Source organism: Cupriavidus sp. MP-37, from assembly GCF_020618415.1.
In the GTDB taxonomy this organism is placed as follows: Bacteria; Pseudomonadota; Gammaproteobacteria; order Burkholderiales; family Burkholderiaceae; genus Cupriavidus.
In genome coordinates this window covers 3228560-3253935 of sequence record NZ_CP085344.1, presented here as the reverse complement: position 1 = coordinate 3253935, position 25376 = coordinate 3228560, and the positions used below count along the sequence as shown (strand labels likewise).

Below are 25376 nucleotides of genomic sequence, written 5' to 3'. Positions count from 1 at the left end.
CGTCGTTCCCGCGCAGGCGGGAACCCAGTGTCTTTCATCAGGCGCTGGAGAAAGACAAAGTCACTGGGTCCCCGCCTGCGCGGGGACGACGCTTTTCTGAGCACCTCGCTTTTTTGCCGGCTCCGCCGTATTGACCATGCCTAACGCTCTCTACCAGTCCTCCATCAACTCGCTGCCGCTGCTGGGCCACGGCAAGGTGCGCGACAACTACGCCGTCGGCAACGACAAGCTGCTGATCGTCACCACCGACCGCCTGTCGGCGTTCGACGTCATCATGGGCGAGCCGATTCCCGACAAGGGCCGCGTGCTGAACCAGATGGCGAACTTCTGGTTCCGCAAGCTCGCCCACATCGTGCCCAACCACGAGACCGGCATCGCGCCCGAGACCGTGGTGGCCGCGGATGAAGTGGAGCAGGTCAGGGGCCGCGCGGTGGTGGTCAAGCGCCTGAAGCCGATCCTGGTCGAGGCCGTGGTGCGCGGCTACCTTGCCGGCAGCGGCTGGAAGGACTACCAGGCCACCGGCAAGGTGTGCGGCATCGAACTGCCGCCGGGCCTGCAGAATGCGCAGAAGCTGCCCGAGCCGATCTTCACGCCGGCGGCCAAGGCCGAGATGGGCGAGCACGACGAGAACATCTCGTTCGCCGAAGTCGAGGCCCGCATCGGCATCGCGCTGGCGCGCCAGATGCGCGAGATCTCGATCCGCCTGTACAAGGAAGCGGCCGAGTTCGCGGCCACGCGCGGCATTATCATCGCCGACACCAAGTTCGAGTTCGGCCTGGACGACAACGGCGTGCTGACGCTGATGGACGAAGTGCTGACCGCCGACTCGTCGCGCTTCTGGCCGGCCGATTCGTACCAGGTGGGCACCAACCCGCCGTCGTTCGACAAGCAGTTCGTGCGCGACTGGCTGGAAGCCGTGCGCATCGACGGCAAGCCGTGGCCCAAGACCGCGCCGGCGCCGCAGCTGCCGGACGACGTGATCGAGAAGACCGCGGCGAAGTACCGCGAGGCGCTGACGCGCCTGACGGGTGAAGAACTGAAGTAAGAGGGACCACCGGCTTCCCGCAAGCCGATGGTGTTCCCCTCTCCCCGCATGGGGAGAGGGCAGGGTGAGGGGTGGTTTAGCAAGGTGCCACGCATCAAGAAGCGCCGGCCCTCACCCCCGCCCCTCTCCCGCAAGCGGGAGAGGGGAGCAAACAGGAAGGATCTTGAAGTGAGCACTAATCAAAAGCCACTGGTCGGCGTCGTCATGGGCAGCAGCTCCGACTGGGACGTGATGCAGCACGCCGTGGCGATGCTGAAGGATTTCGGCGTGCCGTTCGAAGCCCAGGTGGTGTCCGCGCACCGCATGGCCGACGATATGTTCAGCTATGCCGAGAGCGCCCGCAGCCGTGGCCTGCGCGCCATCATCGCCGGTGCCGGCGGTGCCGCGCACCTGCCCGGCATGATCGCCGCCAAGACCATCGTGCCGGTGTTCGGCGTGCCCGTGCCGTCGAAGTACCTGCGCGGCGAAGATTCGCTGCTGTCGATCGTGCAGATGCCCAAGGGCGTGCCGGTCGCCACCTTCGCCATCGGCGAGGCGGGCGCGGCCAACGCCGCGCTGCACGCGATCGCCACGCTGGCGACCACCGACGACGCCCTGGCCGCCGCGCTGGAAGCGTTCCGCGCCAAGCAGACCGAAGCCGCGCGCGCGATGACGTTGCCGCTGTAATGCTGTCGCTGTAATCCTCCGGACCCACACGGAACCGAGCAATGCCTACCGATATCCATCCCCACCTCTCCGAAGCCCACACGCCGGAATCGCGCGCCGAGTTCGGCGTCGACCGTCCCGACGCGCCCATCCTGCCCGGCGCGTGGCTGGGCATGCTGGGCGGCGGCCAGCTCGGCCGCATGTTCACGCATGCGGCGCAGGCGATGGGCTATCGCGTGTGCGTGCTCGACCCGGACCAGGACAGCCCGGCGGGCGTGGTCGCCGACAAGCATATCTGCGCCCAGTACACCGACGAGGCCGCGCTGGCCGAGATGGGCAAGCTGTGCCAGGCGGTCAGCACCGAGTTCGAGAACGTGCCGTCGCTGTCGCTGGACCGGCTCGAGCAGCTGGGCGCGTTCGTTGCGCCGCGCGGCTATTGCGTGTCGATCGCGCAGAACCGCATCGGCGAGAAGAAGTTCTTTGCCGCCTGCGCCGAGCGCACCGGCGTGCCGACCGCCCCGCACTGGGTGATCCAGCACGACGCCGACGTCGACCAGCTGCCCGACCACGTGCTGCCCGGCATCCTCAAGACCGCGCGCATGGGCTACGACGGCAAGGGCCAGGCGCGCGTGAAGACGCGCGACGACGTGCGCGCCGCGTGGAAGGCGATGCAGCACGTGCCGTGCGTGCTGGAGCGCATGCTGCCGCTGGCGTACGAGGTATCGGTGCTGGCCGCGCGCGGCGCGGACGGCGCCACCGCGACCTGGCCGCTGGCCGAGAACGTGCACCGCGACGGCATCCTGTTCTCGACCGAGATGCCGTCGACCAGCGTCTCGCCCGAGATCGCCGAGCGCGCCCGCGCCGCCGCCGCCGCCATTGCCACCGAAATGGGCTATGTCGGCGTGCTGTGCATCGAGTTCTTCGTGCTGACCGATGGTTCGCTGGTCGCCAACGAAATGGCGCCGCGCCCGCACAATTCCGGCCATATCACCATGGACGCGTGCGAGACCAGCCAGTTCGAACAGCAGGTGCGCGCCATGGCGCGGCTGCCGCTGGGCAGCACGCGCCAGCATTCGGCCGGCAAGATGCTGAACCTGCTCGGCGACGTATGGTTCGAGTTCGGGCTGGAGCGCACCCCGGCCTGGGACGAAGTGGTGGCGCAACCCGGCGCCAAGCTGCACCTGTACGGCAAGAGCGATGCGCGCCCGTCGCGCAAGATGGGGCACGTCAACTGCATCGGCGAGCATGCCGAGGCCGCCGACGCCGCTTTCCGGGCGGCCGCGCAGGCGCTGCACATTCCGCTCTGATTTTCCATCGGCCGTCGCGCCACACCCTGAAGGAACACGATGTCGCCGCGCACGCCCACGGCCGCCGAACTGGATGAAGCCGTCCGCCTGCTCGAGGCCGGGCAACTGGTCGCCTTCCCGACCGAGACCGTCTACGGCCTTGGCGCCGATGCAGAAAACCCCGCGGCGGTCGGCCGCATCTTCGCGCTCAAGGGCCGGCCGTCGAACCATCCGGTGATCGTGCACGTGGTCGACGGCGCCGACATCGGCTACTGGACCGACGACGTGCCCGAGGCCGCGCAGCAGCTGATCGACGCCTTCTGGCCCGGCCCGCTGACGCTGATCCTGAAGCGCGCCGCGCATATCGACGCCGCCGTCGCCGGCGGGCAGGACAGCATCGGCCTGCGCTGCCCGTCGCATCCGGTGGCGCAGGCGCTGCTGTCGCGCTTCAAGCGCGGCCGCGGCGGCATCGCGGCGCCTTCGGCCAACAAGTTCGGCCAGGTCAGCCCGACCACCGCGCAGCATGTGCGCGATGAGTTCGGCGACGCGGTCTATGTGCTGGAAGGCGATGGCGTCGAAGTCGGCATCGAATCGACCATCGTCGACCTGTCGCGGCTGGACCAGGGCATCGGCCCGGTGCTGCTGCGTCCCGGTGCCATCACGGTAGGGATGCTGGCGCAGGTGCTGGGCGAGGCCCCGCTGCCGCCGGACGCCGCCGCGCCGCGCGCGTCCGGAACCCTGAAAGCCCATTACGCCCCGCACACGCCGCTGCTGCTGGCCGATGCGCAGGCCGCCGCCGCGCGCCTGGAAGCGCTGCCCGCGGATGCCCGCGTGGCCTGGGTCGGGCGCGCACCGCTGGCGGACCAGCGCTGCACCTGGGTGCAGGCGCCCGCCGACGCCAGCACCTATGCGCGCGAGCTGTACCGGCTGCTGCGCACGCTCGACAAGAAGGGGTATACGCAGCTGGTGTTCGAGGTGTTGCCCGAGGGGCAGGACTGGGCCGGGGTGCGGGACAGGTTGGAGCGGGCGGCGGCGGCGTTTGGGGGGTAGGGTGGGGGGCGGCTTGCTGCTTGCCTCACTTCGTCGATACGCCGGCCCTCACCCCCGCCCCTCTCCCGCAAGCGGGCGAGGGGAGCAAACCACCGGCACTCTCCAGTGGTCAGCCAGTTCGGTTGCTCTCACTTACCGCCTGTGTGCTCCCTCTCCCGCGTGCGGGAGAGGGCCGGGGTGAGGGCAGGCGTGTGCCAGGCCTGCTGCCGTCAACATTACGCCCCCAACCACCGCAACGCCGTATACACCGCCATCCCCACCGCAATCATCCCCACCATCTTGCGCGTCAGCAGGTAGAACACCGTCGCCGCCACGCCCGCCATCAGCTTGTAGTTCGACAACGCCACCGTGAAATGCCCCTGCCAGGTCATCAGGTCCGGCAGGATGATGGCGGCCAGCGCTGCTGCCGGCGCATAGCGCAGTGCGCGCTGGATGCGGTCCGGCACGGTGATGTGCTCGCCGGCCATCAGGAACAGCGCGCGCGTGATCACGGTGACGACCGCCATGCCGACGAGCGCGATCCAGACTTCGGTATGGCTCATGCGCGGTCTCCGGGTACGTCCGCAGGCTCGGGTGCCGGCTTGGCGGCGGGCTTGGCCAGCGGTGCCTGCCTGCGCCGCTGGATGCCGCGCAGCGCGGCGCGCGCGGCCAGTTCGTCGCTGGCCATGCCGGCGGCGATCGCGCCCACCACGGCCACCACCAGCCCGAGCCGGTACGGCAGGTCGAAGCACAGCAGCGCCAGCACGGCGGAGATCACCACCGCCATCAGCGTCGAGCGCGAATTGATGGTGGCGATCATCACCGGGATCAGCGCCATGGTGCCGGCCAGCCCCAGGCCCCAGCTGTCGGGGAACAGGCTGGCCAGCACGATGCCGATGATCGACGACACCTGCCACATGCAGAAATTGGTCAGCGCCATACCCCAGAAGTAGCCTTCCTTGCCGGGTTCATAGCCGGGCGTGCTGTACTTCTGCAGGAAGTAGACGAAATGCAGGTCGCCGTTGAAGAAGCCCAGCACCGTGCGCCGCGCCAGCGTCAGGTAGCTGAAATGCGGCTGCATGCCGGCGCTGAAGATGACGAAGCGCAGGTTGACCATGGCCGCGGTCAGCCAGATGGTCCACAGCGGCAGTCCGGCGGCGAACAGCGGCAGCACCGCCAGCTGCGCCGAGCCGGCGTAGACCAGCAGCGACATGCCGATGGCCTCGGGCACGGTCAGCACGGATTTGCTCATGGCCACGCCGGTGACCAGGCCCCAGGAAAATACCGCGGGCAGGGACGGGGCAAAGCGGCGCGCGCCGTCGATAAAGCCGGCGCGTTCGGCGGGTGCGAAGCGATGCCAGAGGCGCAACCACGCCGGGGGTTGTCGGGAAGTCATGTCAGAGGAAGCGGGGGCGATGCGGCCCGGGGCCGAAGGCCGGCCCGGAAGGCTGCCGCCGCAGGACGCGGCTGGCACCCTGGCATTATAGGGTGGGATGGCGGGCTGGTAAGTGAGCGCTTAACAAAATGCCGCCGCGGCGTTGGCGGCAGGCCACGGCGCGGCGCCCCGGCCCGGCCGCAGCGGCGTCAGTGCGCCCCGCGGTACACCCACTGCAGCAGCGCGTCGTGCGCCTCCTGCGCCTGCGCGGCGTTGGCATGGTTGATCATGCTGACGACCACGTAGCGGCCGCCTTCGGCAGCGTCGACGTAGCCGGCCAGCGCGCGCACATCGGCCAGCGTGCCGGTCTTCAGGTAGCCGCTGCCGGCCGCGCTGGCGCGGGTCAGGCGGTTGCGCAGCGTGCCGTCGACGCCCAGCACCGGCAACGAGTCGATCAGCACCGGCCCGACCGGGCTGGCCGCGGCCTGCTGCAGCAGCCGCGCCATGTCATAGGCGCTGATGCGTTCCGCGCGCGACAGGCCCGAGCCGTTGTCCAGCACCAGCCCCGGCATGTCCAGCCCCTGGCGCGCCAGCCAGCGCTGCACCACGCGGATCGAGCGCCCGGTGCTGGCGGGCCCGCCGCGGTCCATCTCGGCGCCGAGGGTCAGGAACAGCTGCCGTGCCATCACGTTGTTCGAGAACTTGTTGATGTCGCGCACGATGTCGGCCAGTGGCAGGCCGTAGTGGCGCGCCAGCAGCACCGCGCCGCGCGGCACCTTGCCGCTGCGCAGCGCCGGCAGGCGGGCAAAGCGCCCGCCGGCGCGCTGCCACTCGGCGACAAAGCCGCCCCAGGTGAATTCCGCGTGCGACAGCGTGGCGATATTGAGCACGTGCTCGCCGCAGTCGCTGGAATAGTCGCCCGAGAACGAGGCCAGCACGGTGCCGTCGGCTTGCGGCAGCACGGTCGGGCTGGCGCTGCTCTGCCAGTCGCCGCAGCGGCCGTTGGTCAGCGTGAGGCGGTTGTCCAGCTTCAGTTGCGCCAGCTCCGGCGTAACGCTGACCGCCACGGTCTGCGTGGCCGGATCCGGCGTCAGCGTGAACGACAGCGTCTTGAAGGCGTACAGCAGCGCGTCGGGGCCGACGTTGTAGGCGCGCTGCACTTCGCCATCGATGGTGCCGTTGCTGTCCAGGCCCTCGGCAAAGTAGCTGCGGTCCAGCACCAGGTCGCCGTTGATGGTGGTGGCGCCGGCGGCGCGCGCCCGCGCCACCAGCTTGGCCATTTCCTCGGGCACCAGCTTGGGATCGCCGTGGCCGCGCAGGTAGACGTTGCCGTTGATGGTGCCGTCGAAGCCGGGCTGCGCGTCGGCGTAGAGCGAGGTCTGCCAGCGGTAGTCGGGCCCGAGCAGCTGCAGGCCGGCGAAGGTGGTGACCAGCTTCATGGTCGAGGCCGGGTTCATCGGCTGCTGCGCGTTCCAGCTGGCGCGCGCGGTGCTGTCGCCCAGCCGCACCACGTAGAAGCTGGCCGCCGCGGCCGGCACGCCGGCGCGGCGCAGGGCCGCGGCCACCGGGGCCGGAACGCCGGCGCTGACCAGCGCCGGATCGGCGGCGGCTTTGGTGGCGGCTTTGGTGGCCGCTTTCGGTGCTTTGGCGGGCTTGGTGGCCTTGGTCGCCTTGGCCGATTTGACTGCCTTGGCGGGCGGCTTGGCGTAGGCCGGCGTCAGTGCCGGACCGCCGGCCAGCAGCACGGCGGCAAGGAGGGGCGAGAGCAGTGGCGACAGGCGGCGCAGCAGCGTGCCGGGTCGCGTTGCGGTGGGCGCGGCGAGGGTTTTTGGCATGGCGGCCATGTTAACGCATGGCCGCCCGCTAGCGGATGACAGCGCTGCCGCTGCCGCGGGTCAGGCGGCGCGCGGCGGTGCCAGCCGTGCCAGCAGCGATTTCAGCGTGGCCTGCTCGGCTTCGTTCAGCGCCGAACTGACGTGGGCGTCGTGCGCCACCACCGCCTGCGTGGCGGCTTCCAGCGTGCGGCGCCCGGCCGGGGTCAGCACCAGGCTGTAGGCGCGCCGGTCGCCGGCCGCTGGGCGCCGCGCCACCAGCTTCATGGCTTCGAGCGCATCCACCAGCAGCACCGCGCCCGAGCGCGCGATCCCCAGGATATGCGCCAGCTCGGTCAGCTTCAGCTGCGGGTTGCGCGAGATGATCACCAGTGCCGAGAAGCGCGGCGGAGTGATCTGCCATTGCGCCAGCGAATGCACGAAGTCTTCGTAGATGCGGATCTGCGCGCGGCGGATGGCGTAGCCGACCAGGTTGTCGAGCACGCCGTAGTCGATGTTCGGCACATGCGGGTCGAAGCCGCCATCGGCACCGTCGCCGGCGGCCGGGTCGGGCGCCAGCGGATCGCGCGTCCTGCGCCGCGCGGGCACTGCAGCAGTGCGGGCCCGCCGCGCGGGGGTGGCGGGCGGGGTGCCGGATGCGTCGGGAATCATTTGAGCAGTTTCCAGTTGCCGTTCTCTATTGTCACCATAACCCGTCCGCGCTGGTCAAAGCCATAGTGGTCTTGCGCACTGAAGTTCAGCACCCCGTGCGAAACCACGATGTCGCGCTCGGTTTCCAGCGCATGGCGCAGCGCCTGGCGGAATGCCGGCGTGCCGGGGCGGGCCTGCTTCAGCGCCACCGGCACGATGCGCTCCAGCACCAGCCCGGCATCGTAGGCATGGGCGCCGAACTGCGTGCGGGTCTCGGCGCCGTACTGCTTTTCATAGCGGGTGACGTAGTCCAGCCCGGGCTTGCGCACCGGGTCGCCCGCGGGCAGCTGCTCCGGCACGATCACCGGGCCGGCGGGCAGGATCGCGCCGTTGACCAGGCGCCCGCCGATGCGGATCAGGTCTTTGGTGGCGGCGCCGTGGGTCTGGTACAGGGTGCCGCCGTAGCCGCGCTCGCGCAGCGTGGTGTGCGGCAGCGCGGCGCCGGTGCCCGCTCCGGCGATCAGGATCGCATCGGGCTTGGCGGCGATCAGCTTGAGCGCCTGCGCGGTCACGCTGGTGTCGGCGCGGCCGTAGCGCTCGGTGGCGATCAGGCGGATGCCGTTGGCGGTGGCGGCGGCGGTGAAATCCTTCAGCCAGGTCTCGCCGTAGGCATCGGCAAAGCCGATAAAGCCGATGGTCTTGACGCCCTGGGTCTTGGCGGTGGCGGCCACCGCATTGGCCATCAGCCGCACCGGCTGCGCCAGGCGGAAGGTCCAGGCGCCGCGCCCGGGCTTCAGCTCGATCGGCGAAAACGCCAGCTGCACGGTCTGGGCTTCGTCGGCGACCTCGGCAATCGCGATCGACGGCGCCACCGCGGACGAGCCCAGGATGATGTCGACCTTGTCCTCGGCGACGAAGCGGCGCGCCGCCTTGGCGCCCTGCGTGGGATCGGAAGCATCGTCCAGCACGATGTAGCGCACCGGCTCGCCGCCGATGCGCTGCGGCAGGTAAGCCAGCGAGTTTTTCTGCGGGATGCCCAGCGATGCCGACGGGCCGGTGGTCGACAGGCTGACGCCGACGGTGATGTCGGCGAGGGCGGTGGTGGCGGTGAAGGCCAGGAGCGCAGTTAGTGCGAGGCGGGCGAGGTCGGTTGGGGTTTGGGGTGCCATGGTTGTCTCCTCGGTCTGAATGATCTTATGTGTTTCCAAGCCCGCTGGGTTGCTCCCCTCTCCCGCTTGCGGGAGAGGGGCAGGGGGTGAGGGCAGGAGCGTCAAGGGCTGATGCCTTCAGGATAAGACCGTTGGCTTCGCTTGTTGTGGTCGCTTGCTAAACCGCCCCTCACCCCGGCCCTCTCCCCGTGAGGGGAGAGGGAGTACACCCTCGGCTTACGCCTTGCCCTGCATCGACTGCCGGTCGAAACCTGCCAGTTGCTTGTACCGCAGCGAAATCGCTTCCAGCTCCGCGCGCGGGATCACCTGGTTGATATCGCTGAACCCCTGTGGCGCGCGCTCCTCGGCCAGCTGCATCACCTGCTCGGGCCCGTTCATGCGGTTGCGCAGCACGATGCCGGCGGTGCGCGGCAGGCGCTCGGCCTCGTATTCGCGCAGTGCGTAGCCGGTGTCGCGGGTGCCGAGCAGGCTGTCGACCAGGTAGCGCGCGTCGAGGATGGCCTGGGCGCTGCCGTTCGAGCCGATCGGGTACATCGGGTGCGCGGCGTCGCCCAGCAGCGTGACGCGGTCGAAGGTCCAGCGCGGCAGCGGGTCCTTGTCGACCATCGGGAATTCGTAGATGGCTTCGGCGCCGTCGATCAGCGCGGGGATGTCGATCCAGTCCCACTGCCAGCTGGCAAACTGCGCGCGGAACACGGCTTTGTCGACCTGCTTGTTCCAGTCGCTGCGCGGCGGGGTGTCCGGCACGCTGTCGGGCACGCGCAGCTCGGCGATCCAGTTGACCAGCGCGCGCCCCTCGCGGCGCAGCGGCTCGGAGATGGGGTAGGCGACGAACTTCTGGTCCTGGTGCCCGGCCATGAACATCGAGCGGCCGTCCAGGTAGGGCGGCGCCTCGGTCACGGCGCGCCACAGCAGCCGGCGCGAGAAGCGCGGCAGGTCGCCGGCGGGATAGAAGTGGCGGCGCACCGCCGAATGGATGCCGTCGGCGCCGACCAGCACGTCGGCGCTGGATTCGATTGCGGCGTTGTCGCCGCGCCGGCGCAGCACGAAGCGCGCCTGGCCCTGCACGCCGGTATCGAGCACGGACTCGAAGCTGTGGCCGGTATGGACCGCGCCGGCACCCAGGCGCTCGACCACGGTGCGGTGCAGCAGCATCTGGAATTCGCCGCGATGGATCGAAAACTGCGGCCAGTCATAGCCCGCGGCCAGCCCGCGCGGCTCATGCCAGATGCGCTGGCCCAGCTTGTTGTAGTACGACAGCGATGAGGTTGCGACGGCGATGGCGGCCAGCGCATCGTGCAGGCCCAGCTCCGACAGCACGCGCACCGCGTGCGGCAGCAGGTTGATGCCGACGCCCAGCGGACGCAGCGTTTCGCTGGCTTCCCAGACCTCGGCCTCGATGCCGTGGCGGTGGCACAGCAAGGCCAGCGTCAGCCCGCCGATGCCGCCCCCGGCGATTGCGATCTTCATGGTGTCTCCCCGCGTGCAGGTCGCGCCGGGGTCGCGCGCGCAGCGCGGCGTCCGGGCGAATCGAATTTGTTATGGAGTATAACGATTCGACCGCTTGCGGCAAGACGGGAAAGACCCCGGCGCAAGCTGTCCGGGGTCGGGAAAAACCCGCGCTCAGCCCAGCGCGGCGCCTTCCGGCTTGGCCTCGGCCGTGGCCTGGGCCTTGAGCGACGGCACCGGGAACACGATGTCGTACAGCCAGTTGTACACCAGCGCGTAGACCATGTAGAAGCCGGCCACGGCAATGTCCATGATGAGCGCGTCGACCAGGCTGATATCGAGGTACCAAGCCACCGACGGCAGGAACACCACCAGCAGGCCCAGTTCGAACAGCAGCGCGTGCAGCACCCGCACCGGCACCGACTTGCGCAGCTGGCCGGTGAAACGCAGCATGCCCTTGTCGAACAGCACGTTGTACAGGTAGTTCCAGCCGGTGGCGATCAGCGAGGCGACCGCGCCGATCAGCCCCATCTGGTGCAGTTCATAGCCGAAGGCCCAGCTCGCCAGCGGGGCGAAGATCAGCAGGCCGACCACCTCGAAGCCAACGGCATGGCGGATCCGGTCCCAGGTTTTGCGCATGGTTTCTCCTTGCGGGCAAAGACGATGGAGCCAAGTCTATCTGCTGGGCAGGGATTGCCAAGTTGGATACTATCTGTTTAGCAGATAGATGATGGGGCGGAGTTACCAATGAGTCTCTCGCTGGAGCAATTGCAGGCCTTTGTCGCGGCAGCCGACACCGGCTCGTTCTCGGCCGCCGCGCGCCGGCTCGGCAAGGCCCAGTCGGTGGTCAGCGCGGCCGTGTCCAACCTCGAGATCGACGCCGGCAACGCGCTGTTCGACCGCAGCGGCCGCTACCCGGTGCTGACCCCGGCCGGCGAGCGGCTCTTGGCCGAGGCGCGCGTGATCCTGGAGCGCTGCGAGCATTTCCGCGGCGTCGCCAAGAGCCTGGGCGAGGGCGTGGAAACGCGGCTGGTGCTGGCGGTCGACGAGCTGTATCCGGAAGAGACGCTGGGCGGGCTGCTGGAAGAATTTTCCCGGCGCTTCCCGGCGGTCGAGCTCGAGCTGCTGTTTCCGCTGATGGAGGACGTCAGCCGGCTGGTGCTGGAGGGCGGCGCCGACCTCGGCATCATGTGGCGCCAGGAGGTGCTGCCGCCGGAACTGGGTTTCCATGCGCTCGGCTGGATGCCGATGCAGATCCTGTGCGCGCCCGACCATCCGCTGGCGTCGCAGCGGGTCGACTGGGAAGAGCTCAAGCGCTACCGCCAGCTGATGGTCGCGACCCGCACCGACAGCGAGGAAAAGATGCGGCTGCGCGTGGCCGCCGACGTGTGGTGGGTCGAAAGCCAGTGGGTGATCGTCGAGCTGGTCAAGCGCGGCCTGGGCTGGGCCTTCGTGCCGTGGCACGTGGTCGCCAATTCTCCGGCCGCGGCGCAGCTGGTGTCGCCGCCGCTGGCGTTCCAGCAGCAGGACTGGCCGGTGGCGATGGAACTGGTCTGGCACAAGCAGCGGCCGCTGGGCAAGGCCGCCACCTGGCTGCGCGAGCGCATCTGCGCGCAGCCGTTGCCGAGCGCGCCGCAGCGCGGCGCCTAGCGCTGGCCGACGGTGGCTGGCGCGGCGGTCTGCCCGCCGCCGCTGCCGCTGTCATTGCCGCCGCCACTTGCCGGCTGCGCGTGCCAGCCGCCGCCCAGCGCCTTGATCAGCACCACCGCCGCGGTGTACTGGCGCCCGGTGATCGACAGCGCGGTGCGCTCGGCGGTGTAGGCGCTGGTCTGCGCCGTCAGCACGTCGAGCAGGCCCGCGGTGCCGGCGCGGTAGCGGTTGTTGACCAGCGCCAGCGCCTCGCGCGCCGAGCGCAGCGCGTCGTTCTGCACCACCGCCTCCTGCTCCAGCAGCCGCTGCGCGGCGAGGTTGTCCTCGACTTCCTGGAACGCGCCCAGCACGGTCTGGCGGTAGTTGGCGACGGTCTGGTCGTAGGCGGCCACCGCCTGCGCCTTGGCCGCGCGGCGCGCGCCGCCGTCGAACAGCGTGCCGGCCAGGCCGCCGCCGATCGACCAGATCCGGTCCGGCAGCGACATCCAGCGCGCCAGCGTGCTGGCGGTCAGCCCGCCGCTGGCCGACAGCGACAGCGTCGGATAGTACGCCGCCTGCGCCACGCCGATCTGCGCATTGGCCGAGGCCATGCGCCGCTCGGCCGCGCCGATGTCGGGGCGGCGCTCCAGCAGTTGCGACGGCACCGCGGCCGGCACCCGCGGCGGCGCGGCGCGGAATTCGCCGGCCGCCAGCGTCAGCGCCGCCGGCGGCTTGCCCACCAGCACGGCGATGGCATGCTCCAGCTGCGCGCGCGTGATCTGGATGTCGATCTGCTGCGCCTGCGCGCTCTTGAGCTGGGTCTCGGACTGCAGCACGTCGGAGCGCTGCGCGGTGCCCGCCGCGTACTGGTTCTGCACCAGCTGCAGCGACTTCTGGTAGTCGGCGACGGTGCGGTCCAGCAGCGCCTTCTGCGCATCGGCCACGCGCAGCAGGAAGTAGCTCTGCGCCAGCGTGGCCTGCGTCGACAGCAGGGTCGAGGCCAGGTCGGCCTCGCTCGCCTGCGCGCTGGCCTCGCTGCTTTCCACCTGGCGCCGGATCCGGCCCCAGACGTCGAGCTCCCAGGTCGCGCCCAGCGTGGCGTTCTGTCCGTTGAGCGTATTGCCGCTGGCATTGCGCGCGCGCGAGGCACCGGCCTGCGCATCGACCAGCGGGAAAAAGCCGGCGCGTGCCGCCTGCAGCGCTGCCACCGCCTGGCGGTACTGGGCCTCGGCGGCCTTGATGTTCTGGTTCGAGATCTGCACCTCGGCCATCAGCGCATCGAGCTGCGCATCGCCGAACACCGTCCACCAGTCGGGGCGCGCCAGCGCATCCTGCGGCTCGGCGGGCTTCCAGTCGCCGGTCCAGGCCGGGGTGGCGGCGTCGGCTTCCTTGAAGGTCTCCGACACCGGCGCATCGGGACGCTGGTAGTCCGGGCCGACGGCGCAGCCGGCCAGAAGCAGCGCGCACGCCAGCGGCAGCGGCAGGGCAGGGGTCAGCAAGCGGGAAAAAGCGGTCATGGCGAATCTCTGCATTACTAAACGGCGGCCGGCTGGTCGGGCGTGCCGGCGCCGCCGCCGGTGCCACGCCTGCGCTCGCGCCAGGCCTTCACCTTCAGGCGCCAGCGGTCCAGCGTCAGGTACACCACCGGCGTGGTGTACAGCGTCAGCAGCTGGCTCACCACCAGCCCGCCGACAATGGAAATGCCCAGCGGCGCGCGCAGCTCGGCGCCGTCGCCGCGGCCCAGCGCCAGCGGCACCGCGCCCAGCAGCGCGGCCATGGTGGTCATCAGGATCGGGCGGAAGCGCAGCAGGCAGGCGCGGTAGATGGCGTCGCGCGGCGACAGCCCCTCGCGCCGCTCGGCGTCGATGGCGAAGTCGATCATCATGATCGCGTTCTTCTTGACGATGCCGATCAGCAGGATCACGCCGATCAGCGCGATGATGCTGAAGTCGGTCTTCGACGCCAGCAGCGCCAGCAGCGCGCCCACGCCGGCCGATGGCAGCGTCGACAGGATCGTCAGCGGGTGCACGTAGCTCTCGTACAGCACGCCCAGCACGATATAGATCGTGATCAGCGCCGCCAGGATCAGGATCGGCTGGCTCTTGAGCGAGTCCTGGAACGCCTTGGCGCCGCCCTGGAAGTTGGCGCGCAGGGTTTCAGGCGCGCCGATGCGCGCCATCTCCCGGTTGATGGCGTCGGTCGCCTGCGACAGCGAAGTCCCTTCCGCCAGGTTGAACGAGATCGTCGAGGCCGCGAACTGGCCCTGGTGGTTCACGCCCAGCGGCGTGCTGCTCGGCGTCACGCGCGCGAACGCGGCCAGCGGCACGCGGTTGCCGTTGCCGGTGACCACATAGATGTCCTTGAGCGCCTCGGGCCCCTGCAAATATTCCTGGCTCAGCTCCATCACCACGCGGTACTGGTTCAGCGGATGGTAGATGGTCGACACCAGCCGCTGGCCGAAGGCATCGTTCAGCACCGCATCGACCTGCTGCGCGGTCACGCCCAGGCGCGAGGCCGCGTCGCGGTCGATGATCACCGAGGTCTGCAGGCCCTTGTCGTTGGTGTCGGTGTCGATGTCCTCCAGCCCCTTCAGGTTGGACAGCGCCGCGCGCACCTTGGGCTCCCACGCGCGCAGCACCTCGAGGTCGTCGGACTGCAGCGTGAACTGGTACTGCGAGCTGCTCTGGCGCCCGCCCACGCGGATGTCCTGCACCGACTGCAGGAACAGGCTGGCGCCGGGCTCCTTGGCCAGCTTGCCGCGCAGCCGCGCGATGATGGCGTCGGCCGATTCCTTGCGCTCCGAGAGCGGCTTGAGCGTGACGAACATCTGCCCGGTATTGCGCTGCGAGCCGCCGGTAAAGCCGGTCACGTTGACCACCGCCGGGTCGGACTGGACGATCTTGATGAAGTTGTCGAGCTTGCCGCGCATGGCCTGGAACGAGGTGGCCTGGTCGGCGCGGATAAAGCCGATCAGCCGCCCGGTGTCCTGCTGCGGGAAAAAGCCCTTGGGCACGATTACATACAGGTAGACGTTGAGCGCGATGGTGGCGAGCAGTACCAGCCATACCAGCGGGCTCAGCCGCAGCGCGGTCGCCAGCGAACGCGCATAGCCGTCATGCAGCCACTGGAACATGCGCTCGGTGGCGCGGAAGAAGCGTCCCTGCCGTTCCGGTTCCACCGGCCGCAGCATGCGCGCGCACATCATCGGCGTGGTGGTCAGCGAGACCACCAGCGACACCAGGATCGCCACCGACAGCGTGATCGCGAATTCCTGGAACAGCCGGCCGACGATGCCGCCCATCATCAGCAGCGGGATAAACACCGCGATCAGCGACAGGCTCATCGACAGCACCGTGAAGCCGACCTCGCGCGCGCCGCGCAGCGCCGCCGCCAGCGGCTTCATGCCTGCCTCGATATGGCGCGAGATGTTCTCCAGCACCACGATGGCATCGTCGACGACGAAGCCGGTGGCGATGGTCAGCGCCATCAGCGACAGGTTGTTGAGCGAGAACCCGGCCAGGTACATCACCGAGAACGTGCCGATCAGCGAGACCGGCACCGCCACGCTGGGAATCAGGGTGGCGCGCACATTGCGCAGGAACACGAACACCACCATGATTACCAGCGCCACCGAGATCATCAGCGTGTGCTCGACCTCGCGCAGCGAGGCGCGGATGGTGGGCGTGCGGTCCATCATCACGTCCATCGAGATCGCCGCCGGGATCATCTTCTGCAGCTGCGGCAGCATCTCGTTGACGCGGTCGACGGTCTCGATGATGTTGGCGCCGGGCGAGCGGTTCAGCACCAGCAGCACCGACGGCTTGCCGTTGGCCGAGCCGGCGTTGCGGATGTCCTGCACCGAATCGACCACGTTGGCGACGTCGCGCAGCCGCACCGGCACCGCGAACGAGTTGGGCCCGCTGGTGGCGCTGGTGCCGCCGGTGGCGCCGCTGGTGATGGTGGTGGTGCCGCTGCTGGTGGTCAGCGTGGTCACGGTGACGCCGTTGACCACCTTCGTGCTGACGCCGCCGCTGGCGGTGGCGTTGGCGGTGCTGGCGATCAGCGCGCCCGCCGACGCCGACGAGTACGTGCCCGGCGTGGCGTAGCGGATGATCAGCGGCATGTAGTCTTCCGCCTTCATGGCCTGGTCGTTGGCGTAGACCTGCCAGTTGTTGCGGGCATTCTCCAGCGTGCCCAGCGGCCGGTTGGCGTTGGTCGCGCTGATGGTGTTGCGCACGTCCTCGAGCGAGATGCCGTAGTTGTTCAGCGCGGTCGGGTTCAGCTCGACCCGCACCGCCGGCAGCGAGGCCCCGCCGATGGTGACCTGCCCAACGCCCTCGACCTGCGACAGCTTCTGCGCCAGGATAGTCGAGGCCGCGTCGTACAGCTGCCCGCGCGTCATCGTCGGCGAGGTCAGCGCGATGATCATGATCGGCGCGTCGGCCGGGTTGACCTTGCGGTAGGTCGGGTTGTTGGGCAAGCTGGTCGGCAGCGTCGCGCGCGAGGCGTTGATGGCCGCCTGCACGTCGCGCGCGGCGCCGTCGATATTGCGCGACAGGTCGAACTGCAGCGTGACGCGGGTCGAGCCCAGCGAGCTGCTCGAGGTGATCTCGGTCACGCCGGCGATGGTGCCGAGCGCGCGCTCCAGCGGCGTGGCCACGGTCGCGGCCATGGTTTCCGGGCTGGCGCCAGGCAGCGAGGCCGACACCGAGATGGTGGGGAAGTCCACCTGCGGCAGCGGCGACACCGGCAGCAGCCGCAGCGCGGCCAGCCCCGCCAGCAAAATGCCGAGCGTCAGCAGCGCGGTCGCGACCGGGCGGTGGATAAAGGCAGCCGAGAGGTTCATGCTCAGACCGGCTCCTCGCCCGTGCCGCCTTCCTCCGGATCACCGAAGCGGCGCTTGCGCCAGCCCTTCACGCGCGTCGCCACGCGGTCGAAGGCGAGGTAGATCACCGGCGTGGTGAACAGCGTCAGCACCTGGCTGACCAGCAGGCCGCCGACCATGGTCACGCCCAGCGGCCGGCGCAGTTCGCTGCCGATGCCCGAGCCCAGCATCAGCGGCAGTGCCGCCAGCAACGCCGCCATGGTGGTCATCAGGATCGGGCGGAAGCGCAGCAGGCAGGCCTGGAAGATCGCATCGCGCGGCGACATGCCTTGCTCGCGCTCGGCCTCGAGCGCGAAGTCGATCATCATAATGGCGTTCTTCTTGACGATGCCGATCAGCAGGATGATGCCGATGATGGCGATGATGCCCAGGTCCTGCCCCGCCACCAGCAGCGCCAGCAGCGCGCCGACGCCGGCCGACGGCAGCGTCGACAGGATCGTGACCGGGTGGATGGTGCTTTCATACAGCACGCCCAGCACGATATACATGGTCACCACCGCGGCCAGGATCAGCCACAGCGTGTTCGACAGCGACGCGCGGAACGCCAGCGCCGCGCCCTGGAAGCTGGTCTGCATCGAGATCGGCAGGCCCAGTTCCTGTTCCACCTTGGTGATCTTGTCGACCGCCGCGCCCAGCGATTCGCCGGGTGCCAGGTTGAACGAGATCGTCGCCGCCGGGAACTGTCCCTGGTGGTTGATCACCAGCGGCCCGGTGCGCTCGGTGATGCGCGCGAACGCGCCCAGCGGCACCTGCCCGCCGGACGAGGAGGGCAGGCGCAGCTCGGCCAGCGATTGCGGGCTGGTGCGGAATTCCGGCATGGTCTCGAGCACCACGCGGTACTGGCTCGACTGCGTGAAGATGGTCGACACCAGCCGCTGGCCGAAAGCGCTGTACAGCGCGCTGTCGATCACCGCGGTGGTGATGCCGAAGCGCGCCGCGGCGTCGCGGTCGATATCGACGTAGGCGCGCAGGCCGTTGTTCTGCTGGTCGCTGGTGACATCGCGCAGCTCCGGCTCCTGGCGCAGGCGCTCGACCAGCTTCGGCACCCACGTCGCCAGCGTCGCGGGATCGGGGTCCTCCACCGTGAACTGGTACTGCGTGCGCGAGACCTTGTCCTCGATGGTCAGGTCCTGCACCGGCTGCGTGAACAGCGACACGCCGCCGAGGTTCTGCACCGACTGCTGCAGGCGCTGCGTGACCACGTCGATCGGGTCGCGCTCGCCCTTGGGCTTGAGGTTGATCAGCATGCGCCCGGCATTGAGCGTGGCGTTGGTGCCGTCCACGCCGATAAACGACGACAGGCTGGCCACCGCCGGATCCTGCATCACCACCTTGGCCACCGCTTCCTGCTTGCGCGCCATGGCGCTGAACGAGGTGGTCTGCGCGGCCTCGGTGATGCCCTGGATCACGCCGGTGTCCTGCACCGGGAAGAAGCCCTTGGGCACCAGCAGGTACAGCAGCACGGTCAGCGCCAGCGTGGCCAGCGCCACCACCAGCGTGGCCTTCTGGCGGTCGAGCACCCACTCCAGGCCGCGGCCGTAGCGCGCGATCACGTTGTCGAAGAAGCGGCCGGTGGCGCGGTGGAAGCGCGACAGCCTTTCTTCCGGCACATGGTGCAGCAGGCGCGCGCACATCATCGGCGTGAGCGTCAGCGACACCACCGCCGAGATCAGGATCGACACCGCCAGCGTGATCGCGAACTCGCGGAACAGCCGGCCGACCACGTCGCCCATGAACAGCAGCGGGATCAGCACCGCCACCAGCGAGAAGGTCAGCGAGATGATGGTGAAGCCGATCTGCCTGGAACCCTTCAGCGCCGCCTGCATCGGCGAGTCGCCCTTCTCGATGTAGCGCATGATGTTCTCGATCATCACGATCGCATCGTCGACGACGAAGCCGGTGGCGATGGTCAGCGCCATCAGCGTCAGGTTGTTGATCGAGAAGCCGGCCAGGTACATCACGCCGAAGGTGCCGACCAGCGACAGCGGCACCGCCACGCCCGGGATGACGGTGGCGGGGATATTGCGCAGGAACAGGAAGATCACCAGCACCACCAGCGCGATCGCCAGCAGCAGCTCGAACTGCACGTCCTCGACCGAGGCGCGGATGGTGGTGGTGCGGTCGGTCAGCAGCTGCACGTGGACCGATGCAGGCAGCGCGTTCTGCAGCTGCGGCAGCAGCGCCTTGATGCGGTCGACCACCTCGATCACGTTGGCGCCGGGCTGGCGCTGGATGTTCAGCACGATCGCGGGCTTGTCGTTGGCCCACGCGGCCAGCCGGCTGTTCTCGGGGCCGTCGACGATCTCGGCGACGTCGGTGATGCGGATCGGCGCGCCGTTCTTGTAGCCCAGGATGATCTGGCGGTATTCGTCGGCCGAGCGCAGCTGGTCGTTGGCGTCGATGGTCGAGGCGCGCTGCGGGCCGTCGAAGCTGCCCTTGGCGCCGTTGACGTTGGACGCGCCGATGGCGGTGCGCAGGTCGTCGATCGACATGCCCAGCGACGCCAGCGCGGCCGGGTTGGCCTGGATCCGCACCGCCGGGCGCTGCCCGCCGCTGATCGTGACCAGGCCCACGCCCTGGATCTGCGAGATCTTCTGCGCCACGCGGGTGTCGACCATGTCCTGCAGCTTGGGCAGCGGCATGGTGTCCGAGGTCATGGCGATGGTCATGATCGGCGCGTCGGCCGGGTTGACCTTGCTGTAGACCGGCGGCATCGGCAGGTCGGACGGCAGCAGGTTGCTGCCGGCGTTGATGGCGGCCTGCACTTCCTGCTCGGCCACGTCCAGCGGCAGCGTCAGTTCGAACTGCAGCGTGATCACCGAGGCGCCGCCCGACGAGGACGACGACATCTGCTTCAGGCCCGGCATCTGGCCGAACTGGCGCTCCAGCGGCGCGGTCACCGACGAGGTCATCACGTCCGGGCTGGCGCCGGGGTAGAGCGTGGTGACCTGGATGGTCGGGTAGTCGACCTCGGGCAGCGCCGACAGCGGCAGCAGCCGGTACGCCACCAGCCCGGACAGCAGGATGGCCAGCATCAGCAGCGCCGTCGCGACCGGGCGCTCGATGAAGAGGCGGGACGGGTTCATGCGGCGTCCTTACGGCTGCGGCGCGCGCGCGGCCGGGGCGCTGGCACCGGCTTCGCGTTGGCGGCGGCGTTCGCCTTGCGGTGCCGAAGCGCCCGCCGCGCCGGCATCGGCGTGCACAGCGCTGGCGCCGCTGGCACCGCCAGCACCATCACGATGGCGCCGCCCACGCGCGCGCGGCTGGCTCGCGGGCACCACCGCGGCGGCGCGCGCCGCCGGGTCGACGGTTTCGACCGTCATCCCTTCCTTGAGCCGGTCGGCGCCGTCGACCACCACGCGCTGGCCCGGTTCGAGCCCCTTGAGCACCGCGGTACGGGTGCCGTCGCCGGGCCCCAGCTCGACCACCTGCACCTTAACCTTGCTGGCGTCGTCGACGGTATAGACGAAGGTGCCCTGCTGGCCGCGCTGGATCGCCGCCACCGGGATCACGGTGGCGTCCTTGAGCGTATCGACGCGCGTGCGCACGTTGACGAACTGGTTGGGGAACAGCATGCCGTCGGCGTTGGGAAAGACCGCCTTGAGCTTGACCGTGCCGGTGGTGGTGTCGATCTGGTTGTCGGTGGTCAGCAGCGTGCCTTCGCCGAGCTGGTTGCGCACCTGGCGGTCCCAGGCCTGCACCGGCAGCTTTTCGCCGGCATTGAGCTTCTTCAGCACCGACGGCAGGCTGTCCTCGGGGATGGTGTACATCACCGCGATCGGCTGGATCTGCGTGATCAGCGCAATGCCGTTGGTGTCGCTGGTATTGACGATATTGCCGGGATCGACCTGGCGCAGGCCGATGCGGCCCGACACCGGCGCCACGATCCTGGTATAGCCGAGCTGCAGGCGCGCGTTGGCGACATTGCCCTGGTCGGTCTTGACCACGCCCTCGTACTGGCGCACCAGGGCGTCCTGGGTATCGACCTGCTGCTTGGAGATCGAGTCCTGGCCCAGCAGCGTGCGGTAGCGCTGCTGGTCCAGCCGTGCGTTCTGCAGCAGCGCCTGGTCGCGCGCCAGCTGGCCCACGGCCTGGTCGAGCGCGGCCTGGAACGGGCGCGGGTCGATCTCGGCCAGCACGTCGCCGGCCTTGACCATCTGGCCCTCCCTGAACAGGACCTTGAGCAGCGGCCCGGACACCTGCGCGCGCACGGTCACGTTCGAGACCGGGGTCACGTTGCCGAGCCCGTTCAGCACCACGTCCATGTCGCGCTGGACCACGGTGGCGACCACCACCGGCGAGCGCGGCATGCCGGCACGACCGCCGGGGCCGCCGGGGCCGCCCGGGCCACCCGCAGCGGGCCCGCTGGCAGCGCCGGGCCCTGCCGCGCTGCCCTTGGGGGCGTCGCCGCGGTGCGCGTACCAGTACCAGCCGCCCCCGGCCAGCAACAGCACCAGCAGCCCGGCATAGAGCCGGCGCCGGTTCCGGCGCGGCGGGCGGTCAGGCGGCAGGGGCGGCAGGGACGGGCCGGGCGGGCGGGAAGACGGGGACGGGGAGGGGTTAGGCTGGCCTGGTTCGGGGTTGGACATGTCCGCAATCCTGGGAACGGCGCGCGCGGCGCACCGTCATGTTCTGCTGGCAAGTGACGATGCCGCAGTATGCCGCATCGCCATGGACGCCGGCCGCCTTGCGAGGTAGCGCATGCAAGGGCGCCAGCGTGCCGGCGAGTGCCGTGCGGCGCGCATGGGGCGGCGCCGGCGGCAAGTCATGCGGCAAGGATAATGTGCGGGCGCGGACGCCCGTATTTCGGCGTCCGGCCGATTTATTACAGAGGATTACCAGGACCCCGGGTGTAACCTGCGGAAACAAAACCGTCCGGCCGCGCCGGCGTATGTGGCGCCGGGGCTGACTATCATGTGCCTATGCGAACGAACCAGCCTACCCAGATCCTCGTCGTCGACGACGACCCCGAACTGCGCGACCTGCTGCGCGAGTACCTGACCCAGCAGGGCTTCGCCGTCTCGGTGATGCATGACGGCGACGGCCTGCAGGCGCGCCTGGAGCGCGAACGTCCGGCGCTGATCGTGCTGGACCTGATGATGCCCAAGGTCGACGGCCTGACCGCGCTGCGCAACCTGCGCGCCAGGAACGACGATATCCCGGTGATCCTGCTCACCGCCCGCAGCGACGAGATCGACCGCATCGTCGGTCTCGAGATCGGTGCCGACGACTATCTCGGCAAGCCGTTCTCGCCGCGCGAGCTGCTGGCGCGCATCAACGCCGTGCTGCGCCGCAAGCTGGCGCGCCCGGCGGCGGCGCCGGAAGACCGCGAAGCGGTCGCCTTCGGCCCGTTCCGCGTCAACTTCCGCCAGCGCACGCTGCTGCGGGCCGGCCAGGCGCTGTCGATCAGCGATACCGAGTTCGCGTTGCTCAAGCTGCTGCTGATGCATCCGCTGGAAGTGCTGTCGCGCGAGCGCATCGTCGAGCTGATGTACGGCAGCGCCAGCGGCATCAGCGACCGCGGCATCGACGTGCAGATCTGGCGCCTGCGCCGGCTGCTGGACGAGGACGCGCAGCGCCCGCGCTATATCCAGACCGTGCGCGGGCGCGGCTACACCTTCGTTCCCGATGAAGCGGAAGAGATTTCCGCGGGGCTCACCGAATAATGGCAGCGGCGGCCACTAGCCGGCGCCGCTTGCCACCAGATATTGCTTTCCCATGAAGTTGCGACGCATCGACACCCTGTTCGGCCGCATTGCGCTGCTGATCGCCGCCGTGCTGGTGATCAGCCATTTCTCCTGGCTCGCCATCCTGCGCATGGACCGCCGCCAGCAGCAGGTCGACTATTCGGTGGAGCAGATGCTGTTCCAGCTCGACAGCATCGAGCGCGCGCTCGATGCGCGCCCGCCGGCGAAGCTGCCCAGCCTGGTGGAAACCGCCAACACCGCCGATGCCGACGAGCACGCCACCGCGCCCAAGGGCGGCCGCTCGCGCCGGCTGGTCGAGCAGTTCATCAGCCGGCTGCCGCAAGGCACCGAGATCCGGCTGGAGGACGAGACCACGCCGCGCATCTGGATCAAGCTGCCGGACCGCGCCGACTGGATCGCGATGCCGATCCTGTGGGTCCACAACCCGCCGCCGGACAACCGGCTGGTGCCGGGGGTGATGCTGGTGGTGGGGGTGGCGATCGTGTTCGCGGTGCTGATCGCGTGGCAGATCCAGCGGCCGGTGCGCGACATGGCCAACGCCGCCGCGCTGCTGTCGCGCCAGCACGCCGTGCCGCCGCTGCGCGAGCGCGGCCCGCACGAGCTGCGCCAGCTGATCGAGCGCTTCAACCGCATGGTGGCCGACCTAGCGCGCATCGACCAGGAGCGCAACACCATGCTGGCCGGCATCGCGCATGACCTGAAGACGCCGCTGGCGCGCCTGCGCCTGCGCGCCGAGATGCTGGCCGACCCCAAGGCCGCCGCGGGGGTGACGCGCGATGTCGATTCGATGGCGGCCATCGTCGAGCAGTTCCTGAGCTTCGCGCAGACCAGCGAGTCGACCGCGCGGCCGGTGCCGGTGGACCGGCGCGTCAACGAGCTGGCGGCATCGCTGGCCGAGCAGGAACGCCAGGTGGTGCTGTCGCTGGGCGCGGGCGAGGGCTTCCGCATGATCGCGACGCAGCTCGACCGCATCGTCGGCAACCTGGTCGACAACGCCTACGCCTATGGCAAGCCGCCGGTCTGCATCGCGACCGCGCGCACGCCCGACGGCTACATGCTGGTGGTGGAAGACCAGGGCGACGGCATTCCCGACGACGACAAGGAACGCGCCACGCTGCCGTTCGTGCGGCTGGACCCGGCGCGCGGCGGCAATGCGCACTCCGGGCTGGGACTGGCGATCGTGGACCGGCTGGTGCGGCAGGCGGGAGGGAAGCTGAACCTGGTGAATGCCGAGGGGGGCGGGCTGAGGGTGGAGATGCTGTTTGGGGCGGCTACGGCTTGATGACCGCTGGTTTGCTCCCCTCTCCCGCTTGCGGGAGAGGGGCCGGGGGTGAGGGCGGGCGGTGGCATACCACTGGCCCGCACTTCGTGGTGGCGCTGGCCCTCACCCCAACCCTCTCCCGCAAGCGGGAGAGGGAGTACGCCGCCGGCGTGCTGATGTGGTCAGCGGTTGCGTCTGCCAGCGGCCTGCATCCTTCAAACCTTCTTCTTCTCCCCGATCCGGCTTTCCTGCCCCGCCAGCAGCTTGGCGATGTTCTGCCGGTGCCGCGCGATCAGCAGCACGCTGATCAGGAAGATGGCGCCGGCCATCACATCGACGCCGTTCATCAGCACATGGAAGAACGGCGCGAAGATCGCCGCCACCAGTGCCGCCAGCGACGAATAGCGGAAGAAGAAGGCGATGATCAGCCAGGTTGCGAGCGTGCCCAGGCCCAGGATCGGGTCGATCGCCAGCAGGATGCCGGCCGCGGTGGCCACGCCCTTGCCGCCGGCGAAGCGGTGGAAGACGGGGAACAGGTGGCCGAGGAACACCGCCAGCGCCACCATGGCCAGGCCGGTGTCGTTCAGGCCGTGCGCCGGGCCGAAGCGCGCCGCCAGCCACACCGCCAGCCAGCCCTTCAGGGCATCGCCGATCAGCGTCAGGATCGCGGCCTTCTTGTTGCCGGTGCGCAGCACGTTGGTGGCGCCGGGATTGCCCGAGCCGTAGGAGTGCGGATCCGGCAGCCCCATCAGCTTGCTGACGACCACAGCGAAGGAAACGGAGCCGATCAGGTAGGCGGCAAGGGCAAAAAGCAGATTGGCCATGTGGAGTGGGATGTTTTCAGGCTGGCGCGATTGTAGCGCGGCAGGGGCCTGGCCACGACCGTGACTTCCCGGATTGGCGTGGAGGCTGCCCTCGCTCTGCCGCCGGGCAGGCTCAATCCGGCAGCGCGCACTGCACCGGCCTGGCGTCGAGCAGCGCCGGCAGCAGCTTCGGGTCCAGGCTGACCAGGTAGCCGCGGCGCCCGCCGTTGATATAGATGCGCGCCAGCTCGAGCACGGTCGCTTCGACATACACCGGCATGCGCTTCTTCGTGCCGAACGGCGAGGTGCCGCCCACCAGGTAGCCGCTGTGCCGCTGCGCCACCTCGGGCTTGCACGGCTGCACGCTCTTGCGCCCGGTCTGGCGCGCCAGGTTCTTGGTCGAGACCGAGCAGTCGCCGTGCATCAGCACCACCAGCGGCTGCGCGCGCTCGTCCTCCATGATCAGGGTCTTGATCACGTCATGCTCGGGCACGCCCAGCTGGCGCGCCGACTCGCCGGTGCCGCCGTGCTCGACGTAGTCATAGGGATGCTCGCCGAAGGCCACGCCTTGCTTGCGCAGGAACTGGGTGGCAGGGGTTTCGGACACGTGCTTGTTCTTGCTCATGGCGA

20 protein-coding genes are annotated in these 25376 nt (G+C 69.5%); 7 read left to right on the top strand and 13 right to left on the bottom strand.

What is annotated here, in order from left to right; all coding sequences use genetic code 11:
• Positions 1-136: 136 nt before the first annotated feature.
• From LIN44_RS14955 to LIN44_RS14940, 4 genes are all read left to right on the top strand, one after another.
• The gene (locus LIN44_RS14955; protein ID WP_227312749.1) at positions 137-1045 is read left to right on the top strand and encodes a phosphoribosylaminoimidazolesuccinocarboxamide synthase; all 909 of its coding nucleotides are present in this window, start codon (positions 137-139) and stop codon (positions 1043-1045) included.
• Positions 1046-1213: 168 nt separating this feature from the next.
• A complete protein-coding gene (gene purE, locus LIN44_RS14950) occupies positions 1214-1711 on the top strand; it encodes a 5-(carboxyamino)imidazole ribonucleotide mutase (RefSeq protein WP_227312748.1) in 498 nt (165 codons plus the stop codon).
• A 41-nt stretch (positions 1712-1752) separates the two neighbouring features.
• Positions 1753-2997 carry a 5-(carboxyamino)imidazole ribonucleotide synthase gene (locus LIN44_RS14945; protein WP_227312747.1) on the top strand — a complete coding sequence of 415 codons (1245 nt, stop codon included), beginning with the start codon at positions 1753-1755 and terminating at the stop codon, positions 2995-2997.
• 39 nt (positions 2998-3036) lie between these two features.
• Positions 3037-4026, top strand: a complete 990-nt coding sequence (locus tag LIN44_RS14940) for an L-threonylcarbamoyladenylate synthase (protein WP_227312746.1) — start codon at positions 3037-3039, stop codon at positions 4024-4026.
• 215 nt (positions 4027-4241) lie between these two features.
• Here the strand turns inward: LIN44_RS14940 and LIN44_RS14935 are convergent, their stop codons facing one another.
• From LIN44_RS14935 to LIN44_RS14905, 7 genes are all read right to left on the bottom strand, one after another.
• A complete protein-coding gene (locus tag LIN44_RS14935; RefSeq protein ID WP_227312745.1) occupies positions 4242-4568 on the bottom strand; it encodes an AzlD domain-containing protein in 327 nt (108 codons plus the stop codon).
• Positions 4565-5401 (bottom strand): AzlC family ABC transporter permease, encoded by an 837-nt coding sequence (locus LIN44_RS14930; protein WP_227312744.1) that lies wholly within the window; start codon positions 5399-5401, stop codon positions 4565-4567. The genes LIN44_RS14935 and LIN44_RS14930 overlap by 4 nt, the downstream gene beginning before the upstream one ends.
• 188 nt (positions 5402-5589) lie before the next feature.
• The gene (gene dacB, locus LIN44_RS14925; RefSeq protein ID WP_227312743.1) at positions 5590-7224 is read right to left on the bottom strand and encodes a D-alanyl-D-alanine carboxypeptidase/D-alanyl-D-alanine-endopeptidase; all 1635 of its coding nucleotides are present in this window, start codon (positions 7222-7224) and stop codon (positions 5590-5592) included.
• A gap of 51 nt (positions 7225-7275) precedes the next feature.
• Positions 7276-7863, bottom strand: coding sequence for a MarR family winged helix-turn-helix transcriptional regulator (locus LIN44_RS14920; protein WP_227312742.1), 588 nt, complete (start codon positions 7861-7863; stop codon positions 7276-7278).
• Positions 7860-9011, bottom strand: coding sequence for an ABC transporter substrate-binding protein (locus LIN44_RS14915; protein WP_227312741.1), 1152 nt, complete (start codon positions 9009-9011; stop codon positions 7860-7862). Before LIN44_RS14915 ends, LIN44_RS14920 begins: the two co-directional genes overlap by 4 nt.
• Positions 9012-9227: 216 nt before the next feature.
• On the bottom strand, positions 9228-10481 hold the full coding sequence (locus LIN44_RS14910) for a flavin-dependent oxidoreductase (RefSeq protein ID WP_227312740.1): 1254 nt from the start codon (positions 10479-10481) through the stop codon (positions 9228-9230).
• A gap of 153 nt (positions 10482-10634) precedes the next feature.
• Positions 10635-11099 carry a PACE efflux transporter gene (locus LIN44_RS14905; protein WP_227312739.1) on the bottom strand — a complete coding sequence of 155 codons (465 nt, stop codon included), beginning with the start codon at positions 11097-11099 and terminating at the stop codon, positions 10635-10637.
• A 108-nt stretch (positions 11100-11207) separates the two neighbouring features.
• Between LIN44_RS14905 and LIN44_RS14900 the strand changes: the two genes are divergently transcribed.
• Entirely contained in the window at positions 11208-12110 is a 903-nt protein-coding gene (locus LIN44_RS14900) for a LysR family transcriptional regulator (protein ID WP_227312738.1), read from the top strand.
• On the opposite strand, the gene LIN44_RS14895 is transcribed toward LIN44_RS14900, so the two are convergent.
• From LIN44_RS14895 to LIN44_RS14880, 4 genes are read right to left on the bottom strand one after another with little or no spacing between them, the layout of a single operon-like run.
• Positions 12107-13606, bottom strand: a complete 1500-nt coding sequence (locus LIN44_RS14895; RefSeq protein WP_227312737.1) for an efflux transporter outer membrane subunit — start codon at positions 13604-13606, stop codon at positions 12107-12109. The genes LIN44_RS14900 and LIN44_RS14895 overlap by 4 nt on opposite strands.
• A 17-nt stretch (positions 13607-13623) precedes the next feature.
• A complete protein-coding gene (locus LIN44_RS14890) occupies positions 13624-16935 on the bottom strand; it encodes an efflux RND transporter permease subunit (protein ID WP_227312736.1) in 3312 nt (1103 codons plus the stop codon).
• 2 nt (positions 16936-16937) lie between these two features.
• The gene (locus LIN44_RS14885) at positions 16938-20060 is read right to left on the bottom strand and encodes an MdtB/MuxB family multidrug efflux RND transporter permease subunit (RefSeq protein WP_227312735.1); all 3123 of its coding nucleotides are present in this window, start codon (positions 20058-20060) and stop codon (positions 16938-16940) included.
• A 9-nt stretch (positions 20061-20069) separates the two neighbouring features.
• Positions 20070-21563: an MdtA/MuxA family multidrug efflux RND transporter periplasmic adaptor subunit gene (locus LIN44_RS14880; RefSeq protein ID WP_227312734.1), complete on the bottom strand. Its 1494-nt coding sequence runs from the start codon at positions 21561-21563 to the stop codon at positions 20070-20072.
• Between the two features lie 333 nt (positions 21564-21896).
• On the opposite strand from LIN44_RS14880, the gene LIN44_RS14875 reads away from it, so the two are divergent.
• Together LIN44_RS14875 and LIN44_RS14870 are read left to right on the top strand one after the other, a co-directional pair.
• Positions 21897-22640, top strand: a complete 744-nt coding sequence (locus tag LIN44_RS14875; protein ID WP_227312733.1) for a response regulator — start codon at positions 21897-21899, stop codon at positions 22638-22640.
• A gap of 52 nt (positions 22641-22692) precedes the next feature.
• Positions 22693-23964 carry an ATP-binding protein gene (locus tag LIN44_RS14870; protein WP_227312732.1) on the top strand — a complete coding sequence of 424 codons (1272 nt, stop codon included), beginning with the start codon at positions 22693-22695 and terminating at the stop codon, positions 23962-23964.
• Positions 23965-24158: 194 nt separating this feature from the next.
• Here LIN44_RS14870 and plsY read toward each other — a convergent pair whose 3' ends face one another.
• A complete protein-coding gene (plsY, locus tag LIN44_RS14865; protein WP_227312731.1) occupies positions 24159-24767 on the bottom strand; it encodes a glycerol-3-phosphate 1-O-acyltransferase PlsY in 609 nt (202 codons plus the stop codon).
• Between the two features lie 112 nt (positions 24768-24879).
• The gene (locus LIN44_RS14860) at positions 24880-25371 is read right to left on the bottom strand and encodes an aminoacyl-tRNA deacylase (protein ID WP_227312730.1); all 492 of its coding nucleotides are present in this window, start codon (positions 25369-25371) and stop codon (positions 24880-24882) included.
• Positions 25372-25376 lie beyond the last annotated feature (5 nt).

Excerpts from the sequence above, each read along its gene's own strand:
- LIN44_RS14935 (WP_227312745.1), bottom strand. The coding sequence starts at position 4,568 with ATGAGCCATACCGAAGTCTGGATCGCGCTCGTCGGCATGGCGGTCGTC.
- LIN44_RS14860 (WP_227312730.1), bottom strand. The coding sequence starts at position 25,371 with ATGAGCAAGAACAAGCACGTGTCCGAAACCCCTGCCACCCAGTTCCTG.
- dacB (WP_227312743.1), bottom strand. The coding sequence starts at position 7,224 with ATGGCCGCCATGCCAAAAACCCTCGCCGCGCCCACCGCAACGCGACCC.
- LIN44_RS14895 (WP_227312737.1), bottom strand. The coding sequence starts at position 13,606 with ATGACCGCTTTTTCCCGCTTGCTGACCCCTGCCCTGCCGCTGCCGCTG.
- LIN44_RS14875 (WP_227312733.1), top strand. The coding sequence starts at position 21,897 with ATGCGAACGAACCAGCCTACCCAGATCCTCGTCGTCGACGACGACCCC.
- LIN44_RS14870 (WP_227312732.1), top strand. The coding sequence starts at position 22,693 with ATGAAGTTGCGACGCATCGACACCCTGTTCGGCCGCATTGCGCTGCTG.
- LIN44_RS14885 (WP_227312735.1), bottom strand. The coding sequence starts at position 20,060 with ATGAACCCGTCCCGCCTCTTCATCGAGCGCCCGGTCGCGACGGCGCTG.
- plsY (WP_227312731.1), bottom strand. The coding sequence starts at position 24,767 with ATGGCCAATCTGCTTTTTGCCCTTGCCGCCTACCTGATCGGCTCCGTT.
- LIN44_RS14955 (WP_227312749.1), top strand. The coding sequence starts at position 137 with ATGCCTAACGCTCTCTACCAGTCCTCCATCAACTCGCTGCCGCTGCTG.
- LIN44_RS14880 (WP_227312734.1), bottom strand. The coding sequence starts at position 21,563 with ATGTCCAACCCCGAACCAGGCCAGCCTAACCCCTCCCCGTCCCCGTCT.
- LIN44_RS14905 (WP_227312739.1), bottom strand. The coding sequence starts at position 11,099 with ATGCGCAAAACCTGGGACCGGATCCGCCATGCCGTTGGCTTCGAGGTG.
- LIN44_RS14910 (WP_227312740.1), bottom strand. The coding sequence starts at position 10,481 with ATGAAGATCGCAATCGCCGGGGGCGGCATCGGCGGGCTGACGCTGGCC.
- LIN44_RS14940 (WP_227312746.1), top strand. The coding sequence starts at position 3,037 with ATGTCGCCGCGCACGCCCACGGCCGCCGAACTGGATGAAGCCGTCCGC.
- LIN44_RS14945 (WP_227312747.1), top strand. The coding sequence starts at position 1,753 with ATGCCTACCGATATCCATCCCCACCTCTCCGAAGCCCACACGCCGGAA.
- LIN44_RS14900 (WP_227312738.1), top strand. The coding sequence starts at position 11,208 with ATGAGTCTCTCGCTGGAGCAATTGCAGGCCTTTGTCGCGGCAGCCGAC.
- LIN44_RS14920 (WP_227312742.1), bottom strand. The coding sequence starts at position 7,863 with ATGATTCCCGACGCATCCGGCACCCCGCCCGCCACCCCCGCGCGGCGG.
- LIN44_RS14930 (WP_227312744.1), bottom strand. The coding sequence starts at position 5,401 with ATGACTTCCCGACAACCCCCGGCGTGGTTGCGCCTCTGGCATCGCTTC.
- LIN44_RS14915 (WP_227312741.1), bottom strand. The coding sequence starts at position 9,011 with ATGGCACCCCAAACCCCAACCGACCTCGCCCGCCTCGCACTAACTGCG.
- LIN44_RS14890 (WP_227312736.1), bottom strand. The coding sequence starts at position 16,935 with ATGAACCTCTCGGCTGCCTTTATCCACCGCCCGGTCGCGACCGCGCTG.